Here is an 18,167-nt window from a genome sequence, read left to right as displayed (position 1 = left end):
ATGTGGAAACGAAATTATTGCATATCGTTCCCACTACGCCTTGTTCAAATCAACAACGGCTTCCTCCTGCTTGCGCCAGCGCCACCAGCCCAGCGCCACGCATGCCACCAGCAAGCACAGCAAGCCGGCCACTTCATGGCCGATGTCATACAGCGAGGCGCCCATTTGATTGAGCGCGACAAAGCCCTGGATGCCGGCCGTCGATGGCAGCAGCCAGCGCAGCCATTGCAGCACCATGGGCATGGACGAGACGGGCCAGGTCAGGCCGGCCAGGAATAGCACGGGCATCGAGGTGGCGATCATCAACTGCGTACCCCGTTCGCGCGTGCGAAACAGCATGCCCAGCAGCATGCCGAAAGCCGCTTGCGCCAGCGAGAACAGCACCAGCAGCAAGAGCATGCCGCCGAAGTTGCCGCCGCGCGGGTAATCCTGGAACCAGAAAACGAAACCGAAGAAATAGCAGCAGTTGATGAATGCCACGCAGGCAAACGCCAGCAGCATGCCTGCGTAGCCGCCTGCCGTGCGTCGGCCCGCGAGGGGAAAACGCTGGTGCTGAAACCAGGTGCCGAACAGCATGGTCATGCCGATCAGCAAGGTTTGCTGCACGATCAATGTCGCTACACCGGGCACGACATAGGCACCATAACCTTCCTTGACGTTAAACAGGGGCACGGCGGCCAAGACGATGGGCGAGCGCTGCTGCTTGGCCTCGATGGCGGACGGTGTGCCCGCGCCCAAACGCTTGAGCTCTATACCGGCCGACACGGTCCCCACCACTTCGGCCAGGCCGTTCAAGGCGACCTTGTTGAGCATCAAATACAAGCCATTGCCGGCCACCTGCGCGTGGGCGGTGCGGCCGGCCAGCACGTCTGCCTGCAAGCCATCGGGCAGGATCAACACGCCCATGACCTTGTCGCTCCACAATAAATCTTGCGCGATGGGCAATTCCGGCGTGACGGCCAGCACCTGCAGCGACGGATGGGCCATGGCAAAGCGCGTCAACTGGCGCGACATGGCGCTGCGGTCCTGGTCGACGATCACCACGGGCACGCGCTGGACGATTTCCGTCGCGTATGGCAGCGGATAGAAGAAAGAGTAAATAATGCCGCCGACAAACAGCAACGTCAGCGCGCCCTTGTCCGTCAGCATGGCGCGCCAGGTGGCAAGAAAGGCTGACCAGCAGCTACTCATGTGCGCCCCCATGCTTGCGGGCTATTGGCGCGACGCGCCAGCAGAAATACACCCAGCACGCCGCAGCCGATGGTGATAGCGGCCAGTATCAGCATTTCCTGCACCCCATAGCGCCACGGCGCGCCGGCCAGCCAGTACTTCGTTTGCAGCTGCAGATAATGCGTGAGCGGCAACGCTTGCGCCCAGGCACGAGCCGGCGCCGGCATGGCCATCAAGGGAAAGGCCTGGCCCGCAAACGCGAAAGCCGGTGCCGTGATGAAGGCCGCGCCCGACAGGGCCAGACGCAGGGACAAGGTGGCCGCTATCAGCAGGGTCGCCAGGGCGCAATAGGCGAGCACCAGCAACAACATGCTCAGCAGCAAGGCCGGCAAGCTGCCCGCTACGGCCCAGTCCCGCGCCAGGCTGAAAAATAGCAAGTACAGCAGCGCCAGCGCGCTGTAGGCGATGAGGGGAAACAGCAGCTTGGCGCCGACGGCGCCCAGCCAGCTACCGTTGGCCGAGGCCAGCCATTGCGGCACCGTGGCGTCGCGCAACTCGCGTCCGATGGAGGTGACGACGGCGACGACGATGAAAATCTGCAGCATCGCTGGCATCAGGGCCAGGGTCAAAAACGCTTCATAGCTGACATTTTCATTGTACAAACTATTCAGCGTGGTGCGTATCGGTTCGAACTGGGCCGCCGCCTGTACGGGCGACATGCCCTTTTTCATCCTCGCCGTCATCTCGATGCCGGCTGACAAGGTCGTGCTGACCGTGCGCACATCACGCAGCAAGGCGCCCGCGTGCGAGGAAAACTGCGCGTTGTACAACCACTGTACGGTGGCTTGGCGGCCACCCAGCAATTTCTGTTCAAAATCATTCGGGATCAGCAGATAGCCGAACGCCGTGCGTTCGCGCAGGCGGTGCAGGGCTTCATCGCTGGACGCCACTTTCGCCGTGACTTCAATGCCGGGCGAAGCGTCGAGCCAGCGCGTGAGCTGGCGCGACAAGGCAGAGTTATCGTTATCGATGACGACGATGGGCAAGTCGCGCGCGATGCCGGCAGAAAACACCAACCACAAGATGGCGCATAGCAACACGGGAATCCAGCTGAGCATGCCGACATCCCAGAAGTCGCCGCGCAAGCGTCCCCATTCGCGTGCCAGCGCCGTCGGCCGCTCTTTGTCAGGCTCGCTCATCGGCTATCGGAGCGGGGGAAACACGACCGACATGCCCGGACGCAAGCCCTCGACCTTGATGGCGGGACGCAAGCGTATCTCGAAGGTGCGCAAGTCCGTACCGCCCGGACGGGCAGCGCGCCAGGTGGCAAAATCGGGCAGCACGGCCACCGAGCTGACGTTGAAACTGACTTGCTGCTGCAAGGCTGGCACGCTGGCCGCATGCGTGCTGCCCATGGCAAACGCCGCCATGTCATCTTCGCGCACCTGCAGCACGGCCCAGGCATCGTCCAGGTTCACCAAGGTGATGACAGGAAAACCTTGCGGCGCCAGTTCGCCCGGCTGTATCTGGATCTTGCTCACTTGCCCGGCCACCGGTGCGGCGATCTTCGTTTCCGCCAGCGCGATTTGCGCTTCCGTCAGCACCGCCCCCACCTGGCGCGCCTGGGCGGCAGCGGCCGTCTTGTCTTCCGCACGGGCACCCTGTTGCGCCATGTCATATTGCGCGCGTGCCGCTTGCGCCAGCTGGTCGGCGGCGCGCCATTGCGCCTGCGCCTCGTCACGTTTCTGCTCGGCGATCACGCCTTGCTCGAACATATTGCTGACGCGGCTAAAGGTAGTCTTGGCGATGGTCGCCCCCGTTTGCGCCCGCTCCCAGTTGGCTTTGGCGGCGCGCACTTCCTCGGGACGCGCACCCGCTTGCGCCTTCTTTGCCACGGCGTCGGCTGCCTGCGTGGCGGCCGTCGCTTGCGCGATCTTCGCATCGACTTCCGGGCTCGTCAGCTGAAACAGCAGTTCGCCTTTCGGCACCGTCTGGCCCAGCGTGACATACAGTTCGCCCACCCTGCCCGGCACTTTCGACGAGACATTGACTTCCTGCGCATCCATCTGCCCCTGCAAAGGCAGGCGCTGCGGCTGGAAAGCCTGGTACAGCCCCCAGCCCACGAAGGCCAGGATGAGAATGAGGAGGGCGGCGGTGCCGAAGGCCCATGGTTTTTTGGAGGTACTCATTATTCTTTGTCCACAGGTAATTGGATATCGGCCGCGGCGGCCAGGCTGCCCAGGCGCTGCGTCTCGCCCGTCGCTTCGAGCAATTGCGCCAGCCCCATCACATAGTGATAGGCCGTCTGCGCGCGTTGAGTTTCCACCTTGGCCAGGTTCAGGCGCGCGTCGACCACTTCCAGCGACGTCACTTGTCCTTGTTGGAACGCTACTGTTTGCAAACGGATATTTTCGCGCGCCAGCTCCACCGACGAGGCCGTGGACAGGTATTGGATACGCGCGTTTTCCAGCGCGCGCCAGTTTTTCTCGATCAGGGTGGGAATGTCGCGCTCGGCCTGGCGCGCCACCACTTCCACCCGCTCCTGGTCGAGCTTGGCGGCGGCGGTCATCTTGCCCGTATTGATGCGGTGCACCAGCGGCACGGATACGGCCAGGCCGATGGCCCAGTTCGAGCGCACCATCTGGCCGCGATTTAGATTGTAGTTACCGATGGCAAACACGGTGGGCGCGTACTCCTTGCCGTGCAGCTTCAAGGCTTGCTCAGCCTGCACGCGCTTGCTGTCGATTTTTTTCCAGTTCGCATTTTCGCGCATGCCCGTGCTAATGAACGATTGCAAGCTCCCGACCGGCAAGCTGTTGACGAACAACGGCGTACTGGGCCGCACTAGCGTGTTGACGGCGAGCAAACGGGCTAGCGCTACTTGCGCGATTTCCGCGTCGCTGCGCGCCTGCGCTTCATCGCTGCGAGCGCTGTCCAAGGCCACGTCGGCGCGCAGGCGTTGCGCGCGCGAAATCAGGCCGCCCTTTTCCAGCCTGGCCGCGTCACGCTGGTGTTGCGTCACGCCGACCGTCACTTCGGCCCGCACGGCCACCACCCGCTTGGCCAGCAGCAACTGGAAATAGCGCTGCGCCACCAGGGTGGCCAACTGTTCTTCCGCTTCCGTGCGCTCCGCTTGCGCGGCCAGCGTCTGGCTGGAAGCGAGGCCCTTGACGGCATCGAGGCGCCCGCCAGTGTAGATGGGCCACATGCCCAGCAAGCCGAACGAGGTCAGATCCGTCACCACTGCGCGGTTGAGGGAATTGGGGATATGCGGCGTGGGCAAGCCGGGCATTGGCGGCAGCACCGCTTCGATGCCGCCCACCAAGCCGCTGGTATCAATATTGAAGTCCGTCGACAAGCGACCGCGAAATGCCGTCAAATCGACGGAGGGGCCGTCGATATTGGACAGCGCTTCGGCCTTTAATGTTTTCGCGCGCACGTCGAGCGCCGCGCCCTGCACGGTGCCCGAAACCTTTGCTGCTTGCTGCAGCGCTTCGTCAAAGCTCAACGGTGCGCCCGCTGGCAGCTGTGCCTGCGCGGGCATCGCCGCACCCAGCGCGCTGGCCAGCAATAATAATAAATGCCCTTGCAATATACCCATGTAGCGTCCAGTCAGTGAATGAGGGGAAAGCACGGGCTTGCCATGTTTATACTTTCACAATAACAATTATATCCACGGATGTCTATTGCAGCCTGCACTATTGCCTGATGTGGCTGGCACGCAAATCGCATCGAGTAGCGCAAGCGTGCATAAAAGGCAATATTTTTCAGGCTGCGCGAGAAGGCGTCAATTAATCAAGCTCAATAAAAACGCAAAAAGATTATAAATCTTGCGTGCGGCTCTGGACGGCATGTGCAGTCCTCGCCTACGCTGTTTATTTATTTAAAAACAAGAGGAAGCCATGCAGACAGCGCGCTTGAATATTATTGGTATGGATCACGAAGGCTGCGCCGACAGGCTGACGGGCGCGCTCGAAGCGGTCACGGGCGTGGCCACCGTGTGCGTCTCGCTGGCGCGCCAAGGCGCCACGGTACAATTTGACGAACGGCAAGCCACGCAAGAACGCCTGCTGGTGGCCATTAATGACGCCGGCTTCATGGCCGAGGCCTCCGATGAGAAACAACTGCCGTCCTGCAGCGGCGCCTGCGGCCAATGCCGTCACTGAACGCCGAGTCCAGCCTTTCTGCGCGCGCCTGCCCCCTTCTACGCTCAGCCTTCCCGTGCCGCCAGGTCGCACAGATACGCCAGCACGCGGCGCGGTTTCAGCGCCTGCAAGTCGAACGGCGGCAGCGCGATGGCGTCGAGCGTGTTCTTGAACAGCAGGCCCAGTTCGGTATCGCCTTCCAGGCTCAAGCGACGGCTGAAGAACAGGGTGTCCGGATCTTCCTGGCGCCGTGCCAGCAGCATCAGGTCATGCACGCTGGCGGCGATGCACAAGTGCGGCACGTCGGCATAACGTTCGGCCACGAACACTGTGCCCTGCCACTCGAAATCGAAGGCGATGCCCGCATCGAGCAAGCGCAGGCGCAGGCTGCGCCCTTCCAGGCTGCGCCGCACGTCGTCGGGCAATTGCGGTGCCAGCAAGCGATTCAACCCTTGCACGAACAGCCAGGAGGCGGGATACGGCGGTAGCTTGGACAGCAATTCGGCCAGCGGTTCGGGCAGCCGGTACGCGGGGTACGCGGCGGCAGGCTTGCTCGTCACGGGCTTGGCAGGGACCGGAACCGGGACCGGCAACCTTTCCAGTTGATCTTGCATGGTGCTTCCTTTCGATGCGTTCAATGAGCGGCGTGTAGTTCCATGCCGGGCTGACCGTGCCAATAGCCGTCGCAGGCGGCGGCCGGCTGGCAGGCAGCCAGCTGGGCCTGGGCGCCGACGCCGCTGACCTGGCCGCGGCGCGCCCGGTCGAAAATGGCGATGACTTGTTGCGTATGCATGGCCTGTGGGCTGATGCGCACCACCGCCACGCCCATGTCGCGCATGACGTCGAGTTCGCGCACCAGGTTATAGACCAGCGCCGACTGCGTCTGCGTGCCATTGAGCACGAGGAATGGCACCTCATCGCGCGTGCGCAGCAGCAGCCCGTCCGGCTCTTCCAGGCAGCTATAACCGCAATCGTCCTTCGGCAGGTTGCGGTTACGCGCCGTGAAGCAGCGCGCGGAAAACGCCAGCGGCATGCGGCCGTAGGCGAATACTTCCGTCTCCAGCCCTTGCGGTTTCTGGCGCTGCATCTCGGCCAGTGCCACCCGTCCCATTTCCAGCGGCATCACCCAGCGCCGCGCACCCAAGCGCGCCAGCAGTTGCAGGCTGGGGCCATTGAACAGGTTCAGGTGAGGGCCAGCGACAAAGGAGACATCCTTTTGCATGCAGTGCACAGCGCCCATGTCATTCGCCTCGACCGCATAGCGGCCATTGCCCGTGATGCGGCGCAGGATCGCCAGTTCGCTGCCCGCCTCGATCAGCGCTTGCGTCGACAACACCACTTCCTTGCCGCTTGCAGCAAGCATGTCGGCGATATCGAGCCAGTCGGCCAGGCGCAGCTCGTGCCTGCGCGAGCATACGGTTTCGCCCAGATACACGATATCGACGGCGCTGCCGGCGATCTGTTGGTAAAACTCGAAGACGGTGGCGCGCGGCCAGTAGTACAGCAAAGGGCCCAAAGAGAGTTTCAGCATGCCTTTTCCAGTATCTTTTAAGTTACAAAACCGTAGCGAGCGGCTCGCAGCGAGGCCGAGAAGCGCAGCCGTGCTTGAGCACGGGGCCGCGCCCCGGGATGCGCGGCAGGTTTTGCTATTTCCAGGAGCGATGGTAAGCGCCCAGAGTGTGCTGCTGACCCTCGGCCAGCTTGTCCATGGCCGCCATCCAGGCCGGCTTGACGGCGTAGCGCGGATGACCTTCTCGGCAGGCGTCAATCGCTTCACGCCACACGCGCGTCACCTGCGCCACGTAGGCGGGACTGCGCTGGCGCCCTTCGATTTTCACGGCACGCACGCCCATGGCGATCAGTTGCGGCAGCAGCGCCAGGGTATTCAAGCTGGCCGGCTCCTCGATCGCGTAATACACTTCGCCATTGACGTCGAAACGCCCCTTGCACAGAGTCGGATAGCTGGCGTTTTCAGCCGGTGCGTAGCGCTCGATCAGCACGCCGTTCAAGCGCGACTCCAGACCGTTCGGTGTTTCCAGCCAGCGCACGGCCTTCGCTGGCGAGCATACGCCGTGGGTGTTCGGCGCCTCGCCCGTCGCATACGACGACAGTGCGCAGCGCCCTTCGACCATGACGCACAAGCTGCCGAAGCCGAACACCTCGATCTCCACCGCGGTCTTGCTGATCAGTTGTTCCACCTGCGCCATCGACAGCACGCGCGGCAGCACGGCGCGGGAGATGCCGAAGTGTTCGTGATAGAAGTTGATGGCTTCATAATTCGTGGCCGAGCCCTGCACCGACAGGTGCAGGCGCAGCTGCGGCTGGTGCTGGGCGGCGTAGGCCATCAGACCTGGATCGGCGACGATTATGGCGTCGATGCCCGACGCGGCGGCGCGGTCGATGGCGCTGCGCCACACGGCCCAGTTATGCGCCTGCGGATAGGTATTTAGTGCCAGCAGCACCTTGCGTCCGTACTGGTGGGCGTAGCGCACCCCCTCGGCGATGGCCTTCTCGTCGAAGTTGAGGCCGGCGAAATTGCGCGCATTGGTGGCGTCGCGAAAGCCCAGATAAACGGTGTCGGCGCCATTATCGACGGCCGCTTTCAGGGCGGGCAAGCTGCCGGCAGGGCAAACCAGTTCCAATGGTCCGGCTACGCAGGGGGCGGTGGTTGCTTCAAGCATCATGCTGTTCTCAGTCCTGTATCGGCTCAGGTGCACACTATAGCCCCGCCCATGCTGCCCAGTCGTTGATGCAGGTGAAGGAATACATGCATGGCTGGCGCACCTTCAACTTGCTTGACCTGGCTGTAAAATGCCCATCTTTCCTCCTGTTTGAAGGCCCACCATGCCCCGCAAAGCGCTGCTGATTTTCCTGCTGACCGTGTTCGCGCGCCGCCAACGGCCGCAGTTGCAGCAGGTCGCCATCTTCGAGGCGCGCATGGCCAGCTGGAGCACCTATACGCCGCTGGAAATCTGCGCCCGGGTGCTGCCCACCTCTGTCACCAGCATCGCCGCCTTCTTTTGCGCGAGCTGGCTGGTCCTGCGCGAAACGCGCTGGAACAAAACCGCCTGAGGCGTAATGCCGTTCAGTTAGTGTGTTAGTGATGCTATTTTTAGCCCAAGAACCAGGACAGGGGTCGGACCCTGAGGGTCCGACCCCAGCTCTTTGCCTCTGGGGTTAGCGAATTTACTGGCGCTCATAAATCACGCCAAAATCCTTAACTGAACGGCATTACCGCCTGAGGTGGTTTTTTCACCTGGATCAAGGATACGCACAGCGCTTGCACGCCACCTTTGACATCACTACATTTAGTCGATAGTCTTCAAAAAACACCGTATGTTGTGTTTATTGGAGGTTCCATGGTGACAAATGCAGTTTCCCCCACACGCGGCCAGGTCGATGTCGCCGCGTCCATCAATGAATACCTGGAGCGGCGCGACTGGCGCGTCAACGCCAACGCTAACCAGGGATACTCCCTCGGTGGCCTGATCCTCAATGTGTCGGGCAAGGTCATCGCCAACTACTGGCTGGACCAGGTGTATCCGCCGGAAGTGGGCGCGGCGCACCGCGAAGCGGCGCTGCACATCCACGACCTCGACATGCTGGCCGGCTATTGCGCCGGCTGGTCGCTGCGTACACTGCTGCATGAAGGCTTGAACGGTGTACCAGGAAAAGTTGAGTCAGGCCCGCCGAAACACATGTCGAGCGCTGTCGGCCAGATCGTCAATTTCCTCGGCACCCTGCAAAACGAATGGGCCGGCGCGCAGGCGTTCAGCTCCTTCGACACCTATATGGCGCCCTACATCCGCAAGGACAGCCTGCGCTACGAAGACGTGCGCCAATGCATGCAGGAGCTGATCTTCAACCTCAACGTGCCATCGCGCTGGGGCACGCAGACGCCGTTTACCAACCTCACTTTTGACTGGGTTTGCCCGGACGACCTGCGCCAGCAGATTCCCGTCATCGCCGGCCAGGAGATGGACTTCAGCTATGGCGAGCTGCAGGCGGAGATGGACATGATCAACCGCGCGTATATCGAGATCATGATGGCGGGCGACGCCAAGGGCCGCGTCTTCACCTTTCCCATCCCCACCTATAACATTACCGAGGACTTCGACTGGCATAGCGAGAATGCCGAACGGCTGTTCGAGATGACGGCACGCTACGGCTTGCCCTACTTCCAGAATTTCATCAATTCGGAACTCAAGCCGAACATGATCCGCTCCATGTGCTGCCGATTGCAACTGGACTTGCGCGAGCTGCTTAAGCGGGGCAATGGCCTGTTCGGCTCCGCCGAGCAGACCGGTTCCCTGGGCGTGGTGACCATCAACTGCGCGCGCCTGGGCCACCTGTGGCGCGGCGATGAAGTGGCGCTGCTGGCTGACCTGGACCGCCTGCTGGAACTGGGCAAAGTCAGCCTGGAAATCAAGCGCCGCACCATCGAGGACCTGATGCAGCAAGGCTTGTTCCCCTACACGCAGCGCTACCTGGGCACCCTGCGCAACCACTTTTCCACGCTGGGGGTCAATGGCATCAACGAGATGATCCGCAATTTCAGCAGCGACGCGTATGACATCACGACGCCGCAAGGCCATGCGCTGGCCGTACGCCTGCTCGACCATGTGCGCGCCCGCATGGTGGCATTCCAGGAAGAGACGGGCCACATGTACAACCTGGAAGCGACACCGGCCGAGGGCACCACGTACCGCTTTGCCCGCGAAGACCGCAAACGCTATCCGGCCATCGTGCAGGCGGGCACGCCCGAGCAGCCGTATTACACGAACTCGTCGCAGCTGCCCGTGGGCTACACGGACGACCCGTTCGAGGCTTTGGCCATGCAGGACACACTGCAGCGCAAATATACGGGCGGCACGGTACTGCACCTGTACATGACGGAAGCGCTCTCGGACGCCAACGCCTGCCGCGAGCTGGTAAAGCGCGCCCTGAGCCGCTTTTCGCTGCCCTACATCACGCTCACGCCCACGTTTTCCATCTGCCCACGCCACGGCTACCTGGCCGGCAAACATACATTCTGCCCCACCTGCGACGCGGAGCTGATCGCCCGCAAGCAAGCCCACCCTGCTGCATCACTCGAGGAAACGCCATGAATACACGTCCCGACTTCACTCCCGCCATCAGCCTGCTCGACAGCGAACGCCAGCGCTGCGAAATCTGGACCCGGGTGATGGGCTATCACCGCCCCGTCGCCTCGTTCAACATCGGCAAGCAGGGCGAATTCCATGAGCGCCAGTATTTTACGCAAGCAAGCGCCCGGCTTGACCAGCCCGCCCGCGATGGCAGTTGAACTGAAAGTGGGGGGCCTCACGCCCTTTTCCGCCACCGACTATCCGGGCAAGCTGGCGGCCGTGGTCTTCGTGCAGGGCTGCCCCTGGCGTTGCCGCTATTGCCACAATCCCCATTTGCAGCGGCGCACGCCCGAGGGCGCCATGTCCTGGCGCGACGTGCTGGCTTGGCTGCGCCGCCGCGTCGGCCTGCTCGACGCCGTCGTCTTCAGCGGCGGCGAAGCGTGCATGGACCCGGGCCTGGCGCGCGCCATGCGTGACGTCAAGGCGCTCGGTTTCAACATCGGCCTGCACACGGCCTGCATTTATCCGCAGCGCCTGCAGGAAGTGCTGCCCCTGCTCGATTGGGTGGGCTTCGACATCAAGACGCCGTTTGCCCACTATCGTCTTGTGACGGGCGTAGCGGGCAGCGGTGATCCGGCGCGCGCCTGCCTGGACGCCATCCTTGCCAGCGGCGTCGCTTACGAATGCCGCACCACCGCCCACCCGGACTTGCTGCCCGATGCACAGTTGCTGGCCCTGGCCACCACCCTGGCCGCCAGAGGCGTCGACAACTACGTGCTGCAGCAGTTTCGCGCCGAAGGCTGTGCGGACGCGTCGCTGGCCAGCCGCCCCCTGCACGGCTATCCGGCGGCGAGCACTTTGGCGCACATCGGCGCCATGTTTGCGCGATTTACATTCCGTCATCATGGCAGTTGAGCCGATAAGCACATAATTTTGCAAAGTCCGGCAAAATTATGCTTTACACAACACCAAAATGCCTGGCGTACTGTAAGGTATCAACTGTGCTGCGCACCACGCGTAGCGCGTCAGATTCTTTACACCGCATCACAGATAAGCGTCATCCATGAACGAGTTCACCGCAGTCCAGCCAGGCATCCCTTCCACCCACGCCGACATTCTGTACGGCCCGCCGCGACCGGATCTGCTGCGCGAGGAAGTGCTGGCCGACCTGCTCGAGGCGACGGCCCGCCGCTGCCCCGCACAGATCGCCCTGATCGCCGGCGAGCGCCGCATCAGCTACGCCGAACTCGATGCACAGGCCGGCCTGGCCGCGTCGCGCCTGGTGACCGCTGGCGTCAAGCCCGGCGACATCGTGGGCCTGTGGCTGCCGCGCGGCCCCCATTTGCTGCTGATGCAGGCGGCCATCGCCAAGGCGGGCGCCGCCTGGCTGCCCGTCGACGAAGACACGCCAGTCGAGCGCCTGCAAGTATGCCTGGACGATGCCAATGGCGTTGGCGTCATCAGCTGCGCGCAGTTCGCGCCGCGCCTGTTTGATGCTGGCGTCCAGCGTCCCGTGTGGACGGCGGAAAGCCTGCTGGCGCCCATCATGCCGGGCGAACATCTGCCCACGCGCGGCAGCGTCCTGCCCGAACACCCGGCCTATGTGATCTACACGTCCGGCTCGACGGGCAAGCCCAAGGGCATATTGATCAATCAGCGCAGCATCTGCCACTTCCTGCGCAGCGAAAACGCCGTGCTGGAAGTGACGCAAGCCGACACCGTCTACCAGGGCTTTTCCGTCGCCTTCGACATGTCCTTCGAAGAAATCTGGATCGCCTACCTGGTGGGCGCCACCCTGTGGCTGGGGCCCAAGGATATCTCGGGTGACCCGGAAGCCTTGCCGCGCGCCCTGGCCGAAAACAAGGTCACCGTGCTGCACGCCGTGCCGACATTGCTGGCCCTGTTCGCCGAGGACGTGCCCAGTTTGCGCTTGATCAACCTGGGCGGCGAGATGTGCCCCGAGTCCTTGGTCGAGCGCTGGTCGCGCCCGGGCCGCGCCATGTTCAATACCTACGGCCCCACCGAGGCAACCGTATCGTGCAGCCTGGCGCGCCTGCGCCCCGGCGAACCCGTCACCATCGGCACGCCGCTGCCCAACTATGGCTTGCTGGTGCTGCAGGTGGCCGAGCCCGGTGAAAACCGTCGCTTGGCCCTGCTGGCGCGCGGCGAAACGGGAGAGCTGTGCATCATCGGCCCCGGCCTGGCCGAGGGTTACCTGGGCCGGCCCGACCTGACAGTGGAAAAATTTCTGCCCAATCCATGGGCGACCAACGCAGATGACGCGCGCCTGTACCGCACGGGCGACCTAGCGCGCATCGATGCCGATGGCCAGGTGCTGTGCCTGGGCCGCGCCGACGACCAGGTCAAAATACGCGGCTTTCGCGTGGAGCTGGGCGAAATCGAAGCCGTGCTGGCGCAGCAGGCGGGCGTGGGCACGGTGGCCGTGTTGCTGCGCAAGGATGATGGCATCGACCAGCTGGTGGCCTACATCGTCGGCAGCGACGATGCCCCCGACGACGCGCTGGCGGCGAAAACCCTGCGCGCGGCCTTGAACCTGCATTTGCCGCCATATATGGTGCCGGGCCGCTTCGAGCTGCTGGCGCTGATGCCGCGCCTCACTTCCGGCAAAATCGACCGCAAAGCCTTGAAAACTATGCCATTGTCCGCACCGCCGACAGCTGAAGTGAGTGCATCGGACGCGCCGGAAACACCGGCCGAAGTGGCCCTGTTTGCGGCCCTGGCCAAGCTCTTCCCGGGCCAGGCAATTTTGCGCCAGCTGGACTTCTTCAGCGACCTCGGTGGCCATTCCTTCCTGGCCGCCCGCCTGGCGTCCGCCCTGCGCGCCGATCCGGCCTACGCCCACATGACGGTGCGCGACATTTACCAGAACCGGCAAATCGGCAAGATCGCCGCCGCGCTCAATGAGGTGCCCGCATTGGCCACGCCGGAAGCGGACTGGACGCCGCCGTCGACATGGAAGCGCTGGATCTGCGGCGCGGCGCAGGCGGCAGCCGTGCCGGGCCTGGTCACCTTGCGCATGGCGCAGTGGATGGCACCGTTTTTCACTTATCACTTCTTCACCGGTGACACGGGAGACACCGTGCCGCGCGCCATCGCCGCCTCCATCGGCGTATTCCTGCTGGCGACTTTGGCCGAATTTGTCATTGCGATTGCCGGCAAGTGGCTGATCGCCGGGCGTCTGAAACCGGGCAGCTATCCGCTATGGGGCGTCACGTATTACCGCTGGTGGCTGGCCGACCGCCTGGTCGAATCGGCGCCCGCGTATCTACTCAGCGGTTCGTCGCTGAACAGCTGGTGGCTGCGCGCGCTGGGCGCGAAAGTGGGCAAGGAAGTGGTCATCGGCTCGATGACCCTGCGCGCGCCCGACTTGCTCGATATCGGCGACAACGTCAGCGTGGGCAATGCCGTCAACTTTGAAAACGCCCGCGTCGAACGGGGCCGCTTGCTGCTGGGCCGCATCCGCATCGGCGACGACGCCTGCATCAGTTCCTATGCGATTTTGGAAGGCAATACCACGGTGGGCGCCTTCGGCCACCTGGAGGGTCAATCAGCGCTGGCCGATGGCGCCTGCGTGCCCGACGGCCGTATCTATACGGGTTCGCCCGCGCGCGACATCGGGCCCTACGATCCTGCCAGCCAGCCGCCGCGCCCCGCCGTCTCGCGCCTGCGCCTGACGGGCGAAACCCTGTTCTTCTGCTTTGGCATGGTCTTGATCGCAGTGCTGTTCTTCATGCCTGTCTTCCCCAGCTTCGTGCTGATCGACTGGTTCGACGAACGCGAAATGATGCCGTGGTTGCAGGGACGCGACGTGACGACCCAACTGGCGCGCTACTTCCTGCTGGCCTTCCCCGCCAGCGCCGTGCTGATCGTGCTGACGGCCTTGCTGTCGGCCGCCATCCGCTGGGGCGCGCTGCCCCGTTTGAAGCCGGGCAGCTCGCCCGTGCACAGCAATATCTATTGTGCCAAGTGGCTGGTCAGCCATATCCAGGAGTCGAGTCTGAATGTGCTGCACGGCATCTACGCCACCGTGTACGCCCCGTACTGGTACCGCCTGCTGGGCGCCAAGGTGGGCAAGGGCGCCGAGATTTCCACGGCGCTGGGCGTGGTGCCCGACATGCTGACCCTGGGCGACGATACCTTCATCGCCGACGCCGTCATGCTGGGCGACGAGCAGATCGATGGCGGCTGGATGACCATGCGCCCCACCGTCATCTCGCACCGCAGCTTTGTTGGCAACGGCAGTTATATCCCGGACGGCACCACCTTGCCCGAGCACGTGCTGATCGGCGTGCACACGCATGCGCCGCGCAATGCGCAGATGCATAGCGGCGATACCTGGCTCGGTTCTCCTCCGATGCACCTGCCCGCGCGCGAACAGGTCGCCGGCTATGCGGAACACCTGACGTTCAAGCCGTCCATGCTGCGCCGCCTGGGCCGCAGCCTGATCGAAGCGTTCCGTATCGTCGCGCCGCACGCGGTGGTGATCGCCGTCGGCTATACCCTGGTACTGGACGTGATGCCGATTGCGGGCGCCGGACGCTGGGGCGAAGTGGTGGGCGACCTGACCATCGCCGGCCTGGCCTATGGCATCGGCAATTTCCTGGTCGTGGTGCTGTTCAAATGGCTACTGCTGGGACGCTACCGCAAGCACGCGGCGCCCATGTGGACGCCCTTCGTGTGGATTTCAGAAGGCGTGACCAACCTGTATGAAGGCATCGCCGTGCCCAACTTCATGCGCTACCTGCGCGGCACGCCATGGCTGCCGCTGGCTTTCCGCCTGTTCGGCTGCAAGATCGGCCGTGGCGTCTACATGGACACGACCGACATCACGGAATTCGACTGCGTGCACATCGGCCACTACAGCGAATTGAACGCCCTCACCTGCCCACAAACGCATTTGTTTGAAGACCGCGTGATGAAGATCGACCACGTGGAAATCGGCGAGCGCGTCTACATGGGCCCGCGCAGCTCCGTGCTGTACAGCGCCAAAGTGGGCGACAATGCGCGCCTGGGTCCCTTGACCCTGGTGATGAAGGGCGAACACATCCCCGCTGGCAGCAACTGGGCCGGTTGCCCGGCCGCACCCCTGCGCAGCTGATGGATTCAACGCTGCTCTGGCCGGGCGACGGCGTGCTGGTGATCGGCATCGCCGCCGTCATGCCGCGCGCCGAAGCGCGCCAGCGCATCCGCGCCGCCGTGCGCGCAGCGGCGGCGCGGTGGCAAAAGATGGACATCGAGGCGATCTCGGTGGAGTCAACGCCAGGAGCCCCTTCCCGTTTGCTGCTGGCAGGACGCACGGCGGGCCTGTCGTTCAGCCATGACGAGGGACTGTCGCTGGCCGCCGTCCATCTGCATGGCCCTGTCGGTATCGACGTGATGCGCGTGCAGGACATTGCCGACTGGGCGAATCTGGCGCGCGATTACCTGGGACCGCAGGTGGCGCAGGAACTGGCCGCCTGCCCCGCCACCCTGCGCCCGGCAGCGCTGGCACGGGCTTGGACGGCGCGCGAAGCGGCGCTCAAATACTCCGGCCAAGAGCTGGCCGAGTGGCAAGGAGCCACGCCCTCGTGCCGTTTGCAGGCTTTACCCGTGCCAGCCCCCTACGTGGCAAGCCTGGCCTGTTAATCTTCCTTGTCACTTCCCGCCGCGCCGATCTGGACGAAAATCAGTTTTGCGATAATACTGACGAGTAATCCCAGCACCCCGAGCAATTCCAGCATGATCTTTCCTTCGCAATGACAGCAGAGCAATCCACTGTAGCCTGAACGCCGGCGCAAAGCGAATATCAAATCCGGCAGTCACCGATCTCGAAAAGGCATACGATTGATTTCCCTTAAACAGTTCCGCTATTTTGTCGAAGTCGTCGATGCGGGCAGCTACTCGCGCGCAGCGGAAAAACTGTACATCGCGCAGTCTGCCCTGAGCCGGCAAATCAAGGAACTGGAAAACGAGGTGCAGGCGCTGCTGCTGACGCGCGACGCGCGCCATATCGAACTCACACCGGCAGGACAGGTGTTTTATGATCGCGCCAGACGCATTCTCGACGAGATCGACGAAACCGTGCGCCAGACCCGCCATGTAGGGCAAGGCGCGCAAGGCATCATCCGCCTGCTCCATTCGAGCTCCGTCACCCTCACGCCGGCCATAGGCGCGGTGCTGAACCGGCTGCTGGCGCAGTTTCCAGGCCTTACGCTGGATATCTCAAAGGGCTCGTCGGAAAACCAGGCAGCCGATATCGAGGAAGGCCGCGCCGACCTGGGCCTGGTGCGCCTACCGACCCTACGCAAGCATGCAAATATCGTCGTGCACGAACTGTATGCGGAAAAGCTGGTGGTGGCCGTGTCAGCGGCCTCAAAACTGGCCACACTGGAGCGCACGACCATTGCCGCCCTGCGCGACGAAGCGTTCGTCTCGATCCCGCACAAGGACCGCGGCGGCCTCAGCTACCTGGTGGCGAGCCTGTGCCTGGCGCAGGGGTTCTTTCCAAAGGCGGCGCGCGCCCTGTCGCGCAAGACCTCGCAGCTAAACCTGATCGAGGCCGATATGGGCATCGCCATCGTCCCCGACAGCATGCGTTTGCTGGCGCCGCCGGGCGTGCGATTCATTGCACTGCCCGATGAGCAATCGCATTGCGCCGTGGGCCTGATCTCGCCGCGCGCGGCCAGCGGCATGGTCGCTGCATTTACGCAAGCGTTCGTGCGCGAGATGAACGCCTTGACAACGGTCGCTTAAGCTTGCGCGTACAGCGCCGCATCCACATTGCGCAGCGCCTTCGTCACAGCGCCAGCATCGATGCTGCCGGCCAGGAAAACGGGACGCGGACTGGCAAGCACGCCAAGACGCGCGCTCAAGGCCGCGCGCGATTGTGTGCCAGAATGGACCATTACCCACTTCCAGGCGATACCATGGCCGACTACAAAAACCCCAGCTACGTGGCCCGCTCGATGCACCCGCGCTTCGATGAACTGACCTCGCCAGGCGATGCCGTACCGTATTCAGGCATTTACCGCTGCGATGGCTGCGCGCATGAAATCGTGTCGACGCAAGGCCACGTCATGCCGCCGCAAAACCATCACCAGCACAGCAGCGAGCAAGGTGCTATCCGCTGGCGCCTGATCGTCAGCCCGCGCTGATTGACACGCGCCAAATGGCGGACGATACTTGATTCATCCGCCATCGCCTATGGAATATCACTGGAATGTCACTGGAACACCCGCATGCGTAGCGTCGATTTTGAAGTCCGCAAAGAGTGTCCGCCGCAGCTGTGCGACTGCGAACGCCAGCGCCTGCTCGACGATGCGCAGGCAGACCTTGCCATCCTGCGCCTGAACCTGACGGAAGAAAAACGCCTGCTGGCGCACATCGAGGGCATCGCCACCCATGCGCAGCTGCAAAAGCTGCAGTTGCTGTTGAAGAGCAACTTGGGCGTGGAATTACAAATCACGCCGGGCAGCGGCGAAGTGCGCACCGTGCGCGGCTTCCAGATCCGCCTGCTGGAGCGGCCCGGCCTGTGCCGCAAGACGCGCGCCGCCATTCCGGCAGCGGTGCGCCGCTGCCTGGCCGCGCATCCGCAAATCGCGTTTGCGATCTTGAATGAAAACGATTTGCTGGGCGCAGTGTGAGCCGAGTAGATACTGTTATCCCCGTCAAGCGGCGTGCAAGGTCGGATCAAATATTTTTCCTGACCTGAGCACGCCGAATGCCACGTGCACCAGCTTGCGCATCATGGCGCCGATGATCAGCT

Annotated in this window: 18 protein-coding genes; 10 read left to right on the top strand and 8 right to left on the bottom strand. The window is 63.2% G+C overall.

Annotation, left to right across the window (positions count from 1 at the left end; translation table 11 throughout):
- Positions 1 to 33: 33 nt before the first annotated feature.
- The 4 genes from ACQ4V8_RS13500 to ACQ4V8_RS13485 are packed head-to-tail and all read right to left on the bottom strand — an operon-like array spanning position 34 to position 4,771.
- The gene (locus ACQ4V8_RS13500) at positions 34 to 1,191 is read right to left on the bottom strand and encodes an ABC transporter permease (RefSeq protein WP_070347045.1); all 1,158 of its coding nucleotides are present in this window, start codon (positions 1,189 to 1,191) and stop codon (positions 34 to 36) included.
- Positions 1,188 to 2,369 carry an ABC transporter permease gene (locus ACQ4V8_RS13495; protein ID WP_436571648.1) on the bottom strand — a complete coding sequence of 394 codons (1,182 nt, stop codon included), beginning with the start codon at positions 2,367 to 2,369 and terminating at the stop codon, positions 1,188 to 1,190. The genes ACQ4V8_RS13500 and ACQ4V8_RS13495 overlap by 4 nt, the downstream gene beginning before the upstream one ends.
- Positions 2,370 to 2,372: 3 nt before the next feature.
- The gene (locus ACQ4V8_RS13490) at positions 2,373 to 3,359 is read right to left on the bottom strand and encodes an HlyD family secretion protein (protein ID WP_436571647.1); all 987 of its coding nucleotides are present in this window, start codon (positions 3,357 to 3,359) and stop codon (positions 2,373 to 2,375) included.
- Positions 3,359 to 4,771 (bottom strand): TolC family protein, encoded by a 1,413-nt coding sequence (locus tag ACQ4V8_RS13485; RefSeq protein ID WP_436571646.1) that lies wholly within the window; start codon positions 4,769 to 4,771, stop codon positions 3,359 to 3,361. The genes ACQ4V8_RS13490 and ACQ4V8_RS13485 overlap by 1 nt, the downstream gene beginning before the upstream one ends.
- Positions 4,772 to 5,072: 301 nt before the next feature.
- Between ACQ4V8_RS13485 and ACQ4V8_RS13480 the strand changes: the two genes are divergently transcribed.
- Positions 5,073 to 5,336 carry a heavy-metal-associated domain-containing protein gene (locus ACQ4V8_RS13480; protein WP_010397035.1) on the top strand — a complete coding sequence of 88 codons (264 nt, stop codon included), beginning with the start codon at positions 5,073 to 5,075 and terminating at the stop codon, positions 5,334 to 5,336.
- Between the two features lie 44 nt (positions 5,337 to 5,380).
- On the opposite strand, the gene ubiT is transcribed toward ACQ4V8_RS13480, so the two are convergent.
- From ubiT to ubiU, 3 genes are all read right to left on the bottom strand, one after another.
- Entirely contained in the window at positions 5,381 to 5,929 is a 549-nt protein-coding gene (gene ubiT, locus ACQ4V8_RS13475; protein WP_436571645.1) for a ubiquinone anaerobic biosynthesis accessory factor UbiT, read from the bottom strand.
- A gap of 20 nt (positions 5,930 to 5,949) precedes the next feature.
- Positions 5,950 to 6,846, bottom strand: a complete 897-nt coding sequence (ubiV, locus tag ACQ4V8_RS13470; protein ID WP_010397031.1) for a ubiquinone anaerobic biosynthesis protein UbiV — start codon at positions 6,844 to 6,846, stop codon at positions 5,950 to 5,952.
- A 115-nt stretch (positions 6,847 to 6,961) separates the two neighbouring features.
- Positions 6,962 to 7,999, bottom strand: coding sequence for a ubiquinone anaerobic biosynthesis protein UbiU (ubiU, locus tag ACQ4V8_RS13465; RefSeq protein WP_436571644.1), 1,038 nt, complete (start codon positions 7,997 to 7,999; stop codon positions 6,962 to 6,964).
- A gap of 160 nt (positions 8,000 to 8,159) precedes the next feature.
- Between ubiU and ACQ4V8_RS13460 the strand changes: the two genes are divergently transcribed.
- The 7 genes from ACQ4V8_RS13460 (at position 8,160) to ACQ4V8_RS13430 (ending at position 17,155) form a co-directional block, all read left to right on the top strand.
- Entirely contained in the window at positions 8,160 to 8,387 is a 228-nt protein-coding gene (locus ACQ4V8_RS13460; protein WP_436571643.1) for a hypothetical protein, read from the top strand.
- A gap of 287 nt (positions 8,388 to 8,674) precedes the next feature.
- Entirely contained in the window at positions 8,675 to 10,423 is a 1,749-nt protein-coding gene (locus ACQ4V8_RS13455; RefSeq protein WP_436571642.1) for a ribonucleoside triphosphate reductase, read from the top strand.
- Positions 10,420 to 10,620, top strand: a complete 201-nt coding sequence (gene nrdD / locus ACQ4V8_RS13450; protein WP_070346986.1) for an anaerobic ribonucleoside-triphosphate reductase — start codon at positions 10,420 to 10,422, stop codon at positions 10,618 to 10,620. Before ACQ4V8_RS13455 ends, nrdD begins: the two co-directional genes overlap by 4 nt.
- Positions 10,610 to 11,317: an anaerobic ribonucleoside-triphosphate reductase activating protein gene (locus tag ACQ4V8_RS13445; protein ID WP_436571698.1), complete on the top strand. Its 708-nt coding sequence runs from the start codon at positions 10,610 to 10,612 to the stop codon at positions 11,315 to 11,317. Before nrdD ends, ACQ4V8_RS13445 begins: the two co-directional genes overlap by 11 nt.
- Before the next feature lie 148 nt (positions 11,318 to 11,465).
- Positions 11,466 to 15,521 carry a Pls/PosA family non-ribosomal peptide synthetase gene (locus tag ACQ4V8_RS13440; RefSeq protein WP_070346987.1) on the top strand — a complete coding sequence of 1,352 codons (4,056 nt, stop codon included), beginning with the start codon at positions 11,466 to 11,468 and terminating at the stop codon, positions 15,519 to 15,521.
- Positions 15,521 to 16,048, top strand: a complete 528-nt coding sequence (locus ACQ4V8_RS13435; RefSeq protein WP_128089317.1) for a 4'-phosphopantetheinyl transferase family protein — start codon at positions 15,521 to 15,523, stop codon at positions 16,046 to 16,048. The genes ACQ4V8_RS13440 and ACQ4V8_RS13435 overlap by 1 nt, the downstream gene beginning before the upstream one ends.
- 198 nt (positions 16,049 to 16,246) lie before the next feature.
- Complete coding sequence (locus ACQ4V8_RS13430) at positions 16,247 to 17,155, top strand: LysR family transcriptional regulator (protein ID WP_010397014.1); 909 nt, start codon at positions 16,247 to 16,249, stop codon at positions 17,153 to 17,155.
- On the opposite strand, the gene ACQ4V8_RS13425 is transcribed toward ACQ4V8_RS13430, so the two are convergent.
- The gene (locus ACQ4V8_RS13425) at positions 17,152 to 17,307 is read right to left on the bottom strand and encodes a hypothetical protein (protein ID WP_157998716.1); all 156 of its coding nucleotides are present in this window, start codon (positions 17,305 to 17,307) and stop codon (positions 17,152 to 17,154) included. The two genes, ACQ4V8_RS13430 and ACQ4V8_RS13425, sit on opposite strands and share 4 nt — an antisense overlap.
- Before the next feature lie 21 nt (positions 17,308 to 17,328).
- Here ACQ4V8_RS13425 and ACQ4V8_RS13420 point away from each other — a divergent pair, with 21 nt between their 5' ends.
- Both ACQ4V8_RS13420 and ACQ4V8_RS13415 read left to right on the top strand, forming a co-directional pair.
- Entirely contained in the window at positions 17,329 to 17,556 is a 228-nt protein-coding gene (locus ACQ4V8_RS13420) for a hypothetical protein (RefSeq protein ID WP_010397012.1), read from the top strand.
- A gap of 84 nt (positions 17,557 to 17,640) precedes the next feature.
- Positions 17,641 to 18,045 (top strand): hypothetical protein, encoded by a 405-nt coding sequence (locus ACQ4V8_RS13415; protein ID WP_010397010.1) that lies wholly within the window; start codon positions 17,641 to 17,643, stop codon positions 18,043 to 18,045.
- The last annotated feature ends 122 nt before the right edge of the window (positions 18,046 to 18,167 follow it).

The organism is Janthinobacterium paucivorans (genome assembly GCF_051380805.1).
Classification (GTDB): domain Bacteria; phylum Pseudomonadota; class Gammaproteobacteria; order Burkholderiales; family Burkholderiaceae_D; genus Janthinobacterium; species Janthinobacterium lividum_D.
Note: the sequence above shows the minus strand (reverse complement) of the source record. Positions and strands in the feature narration are given on the sequence as shown.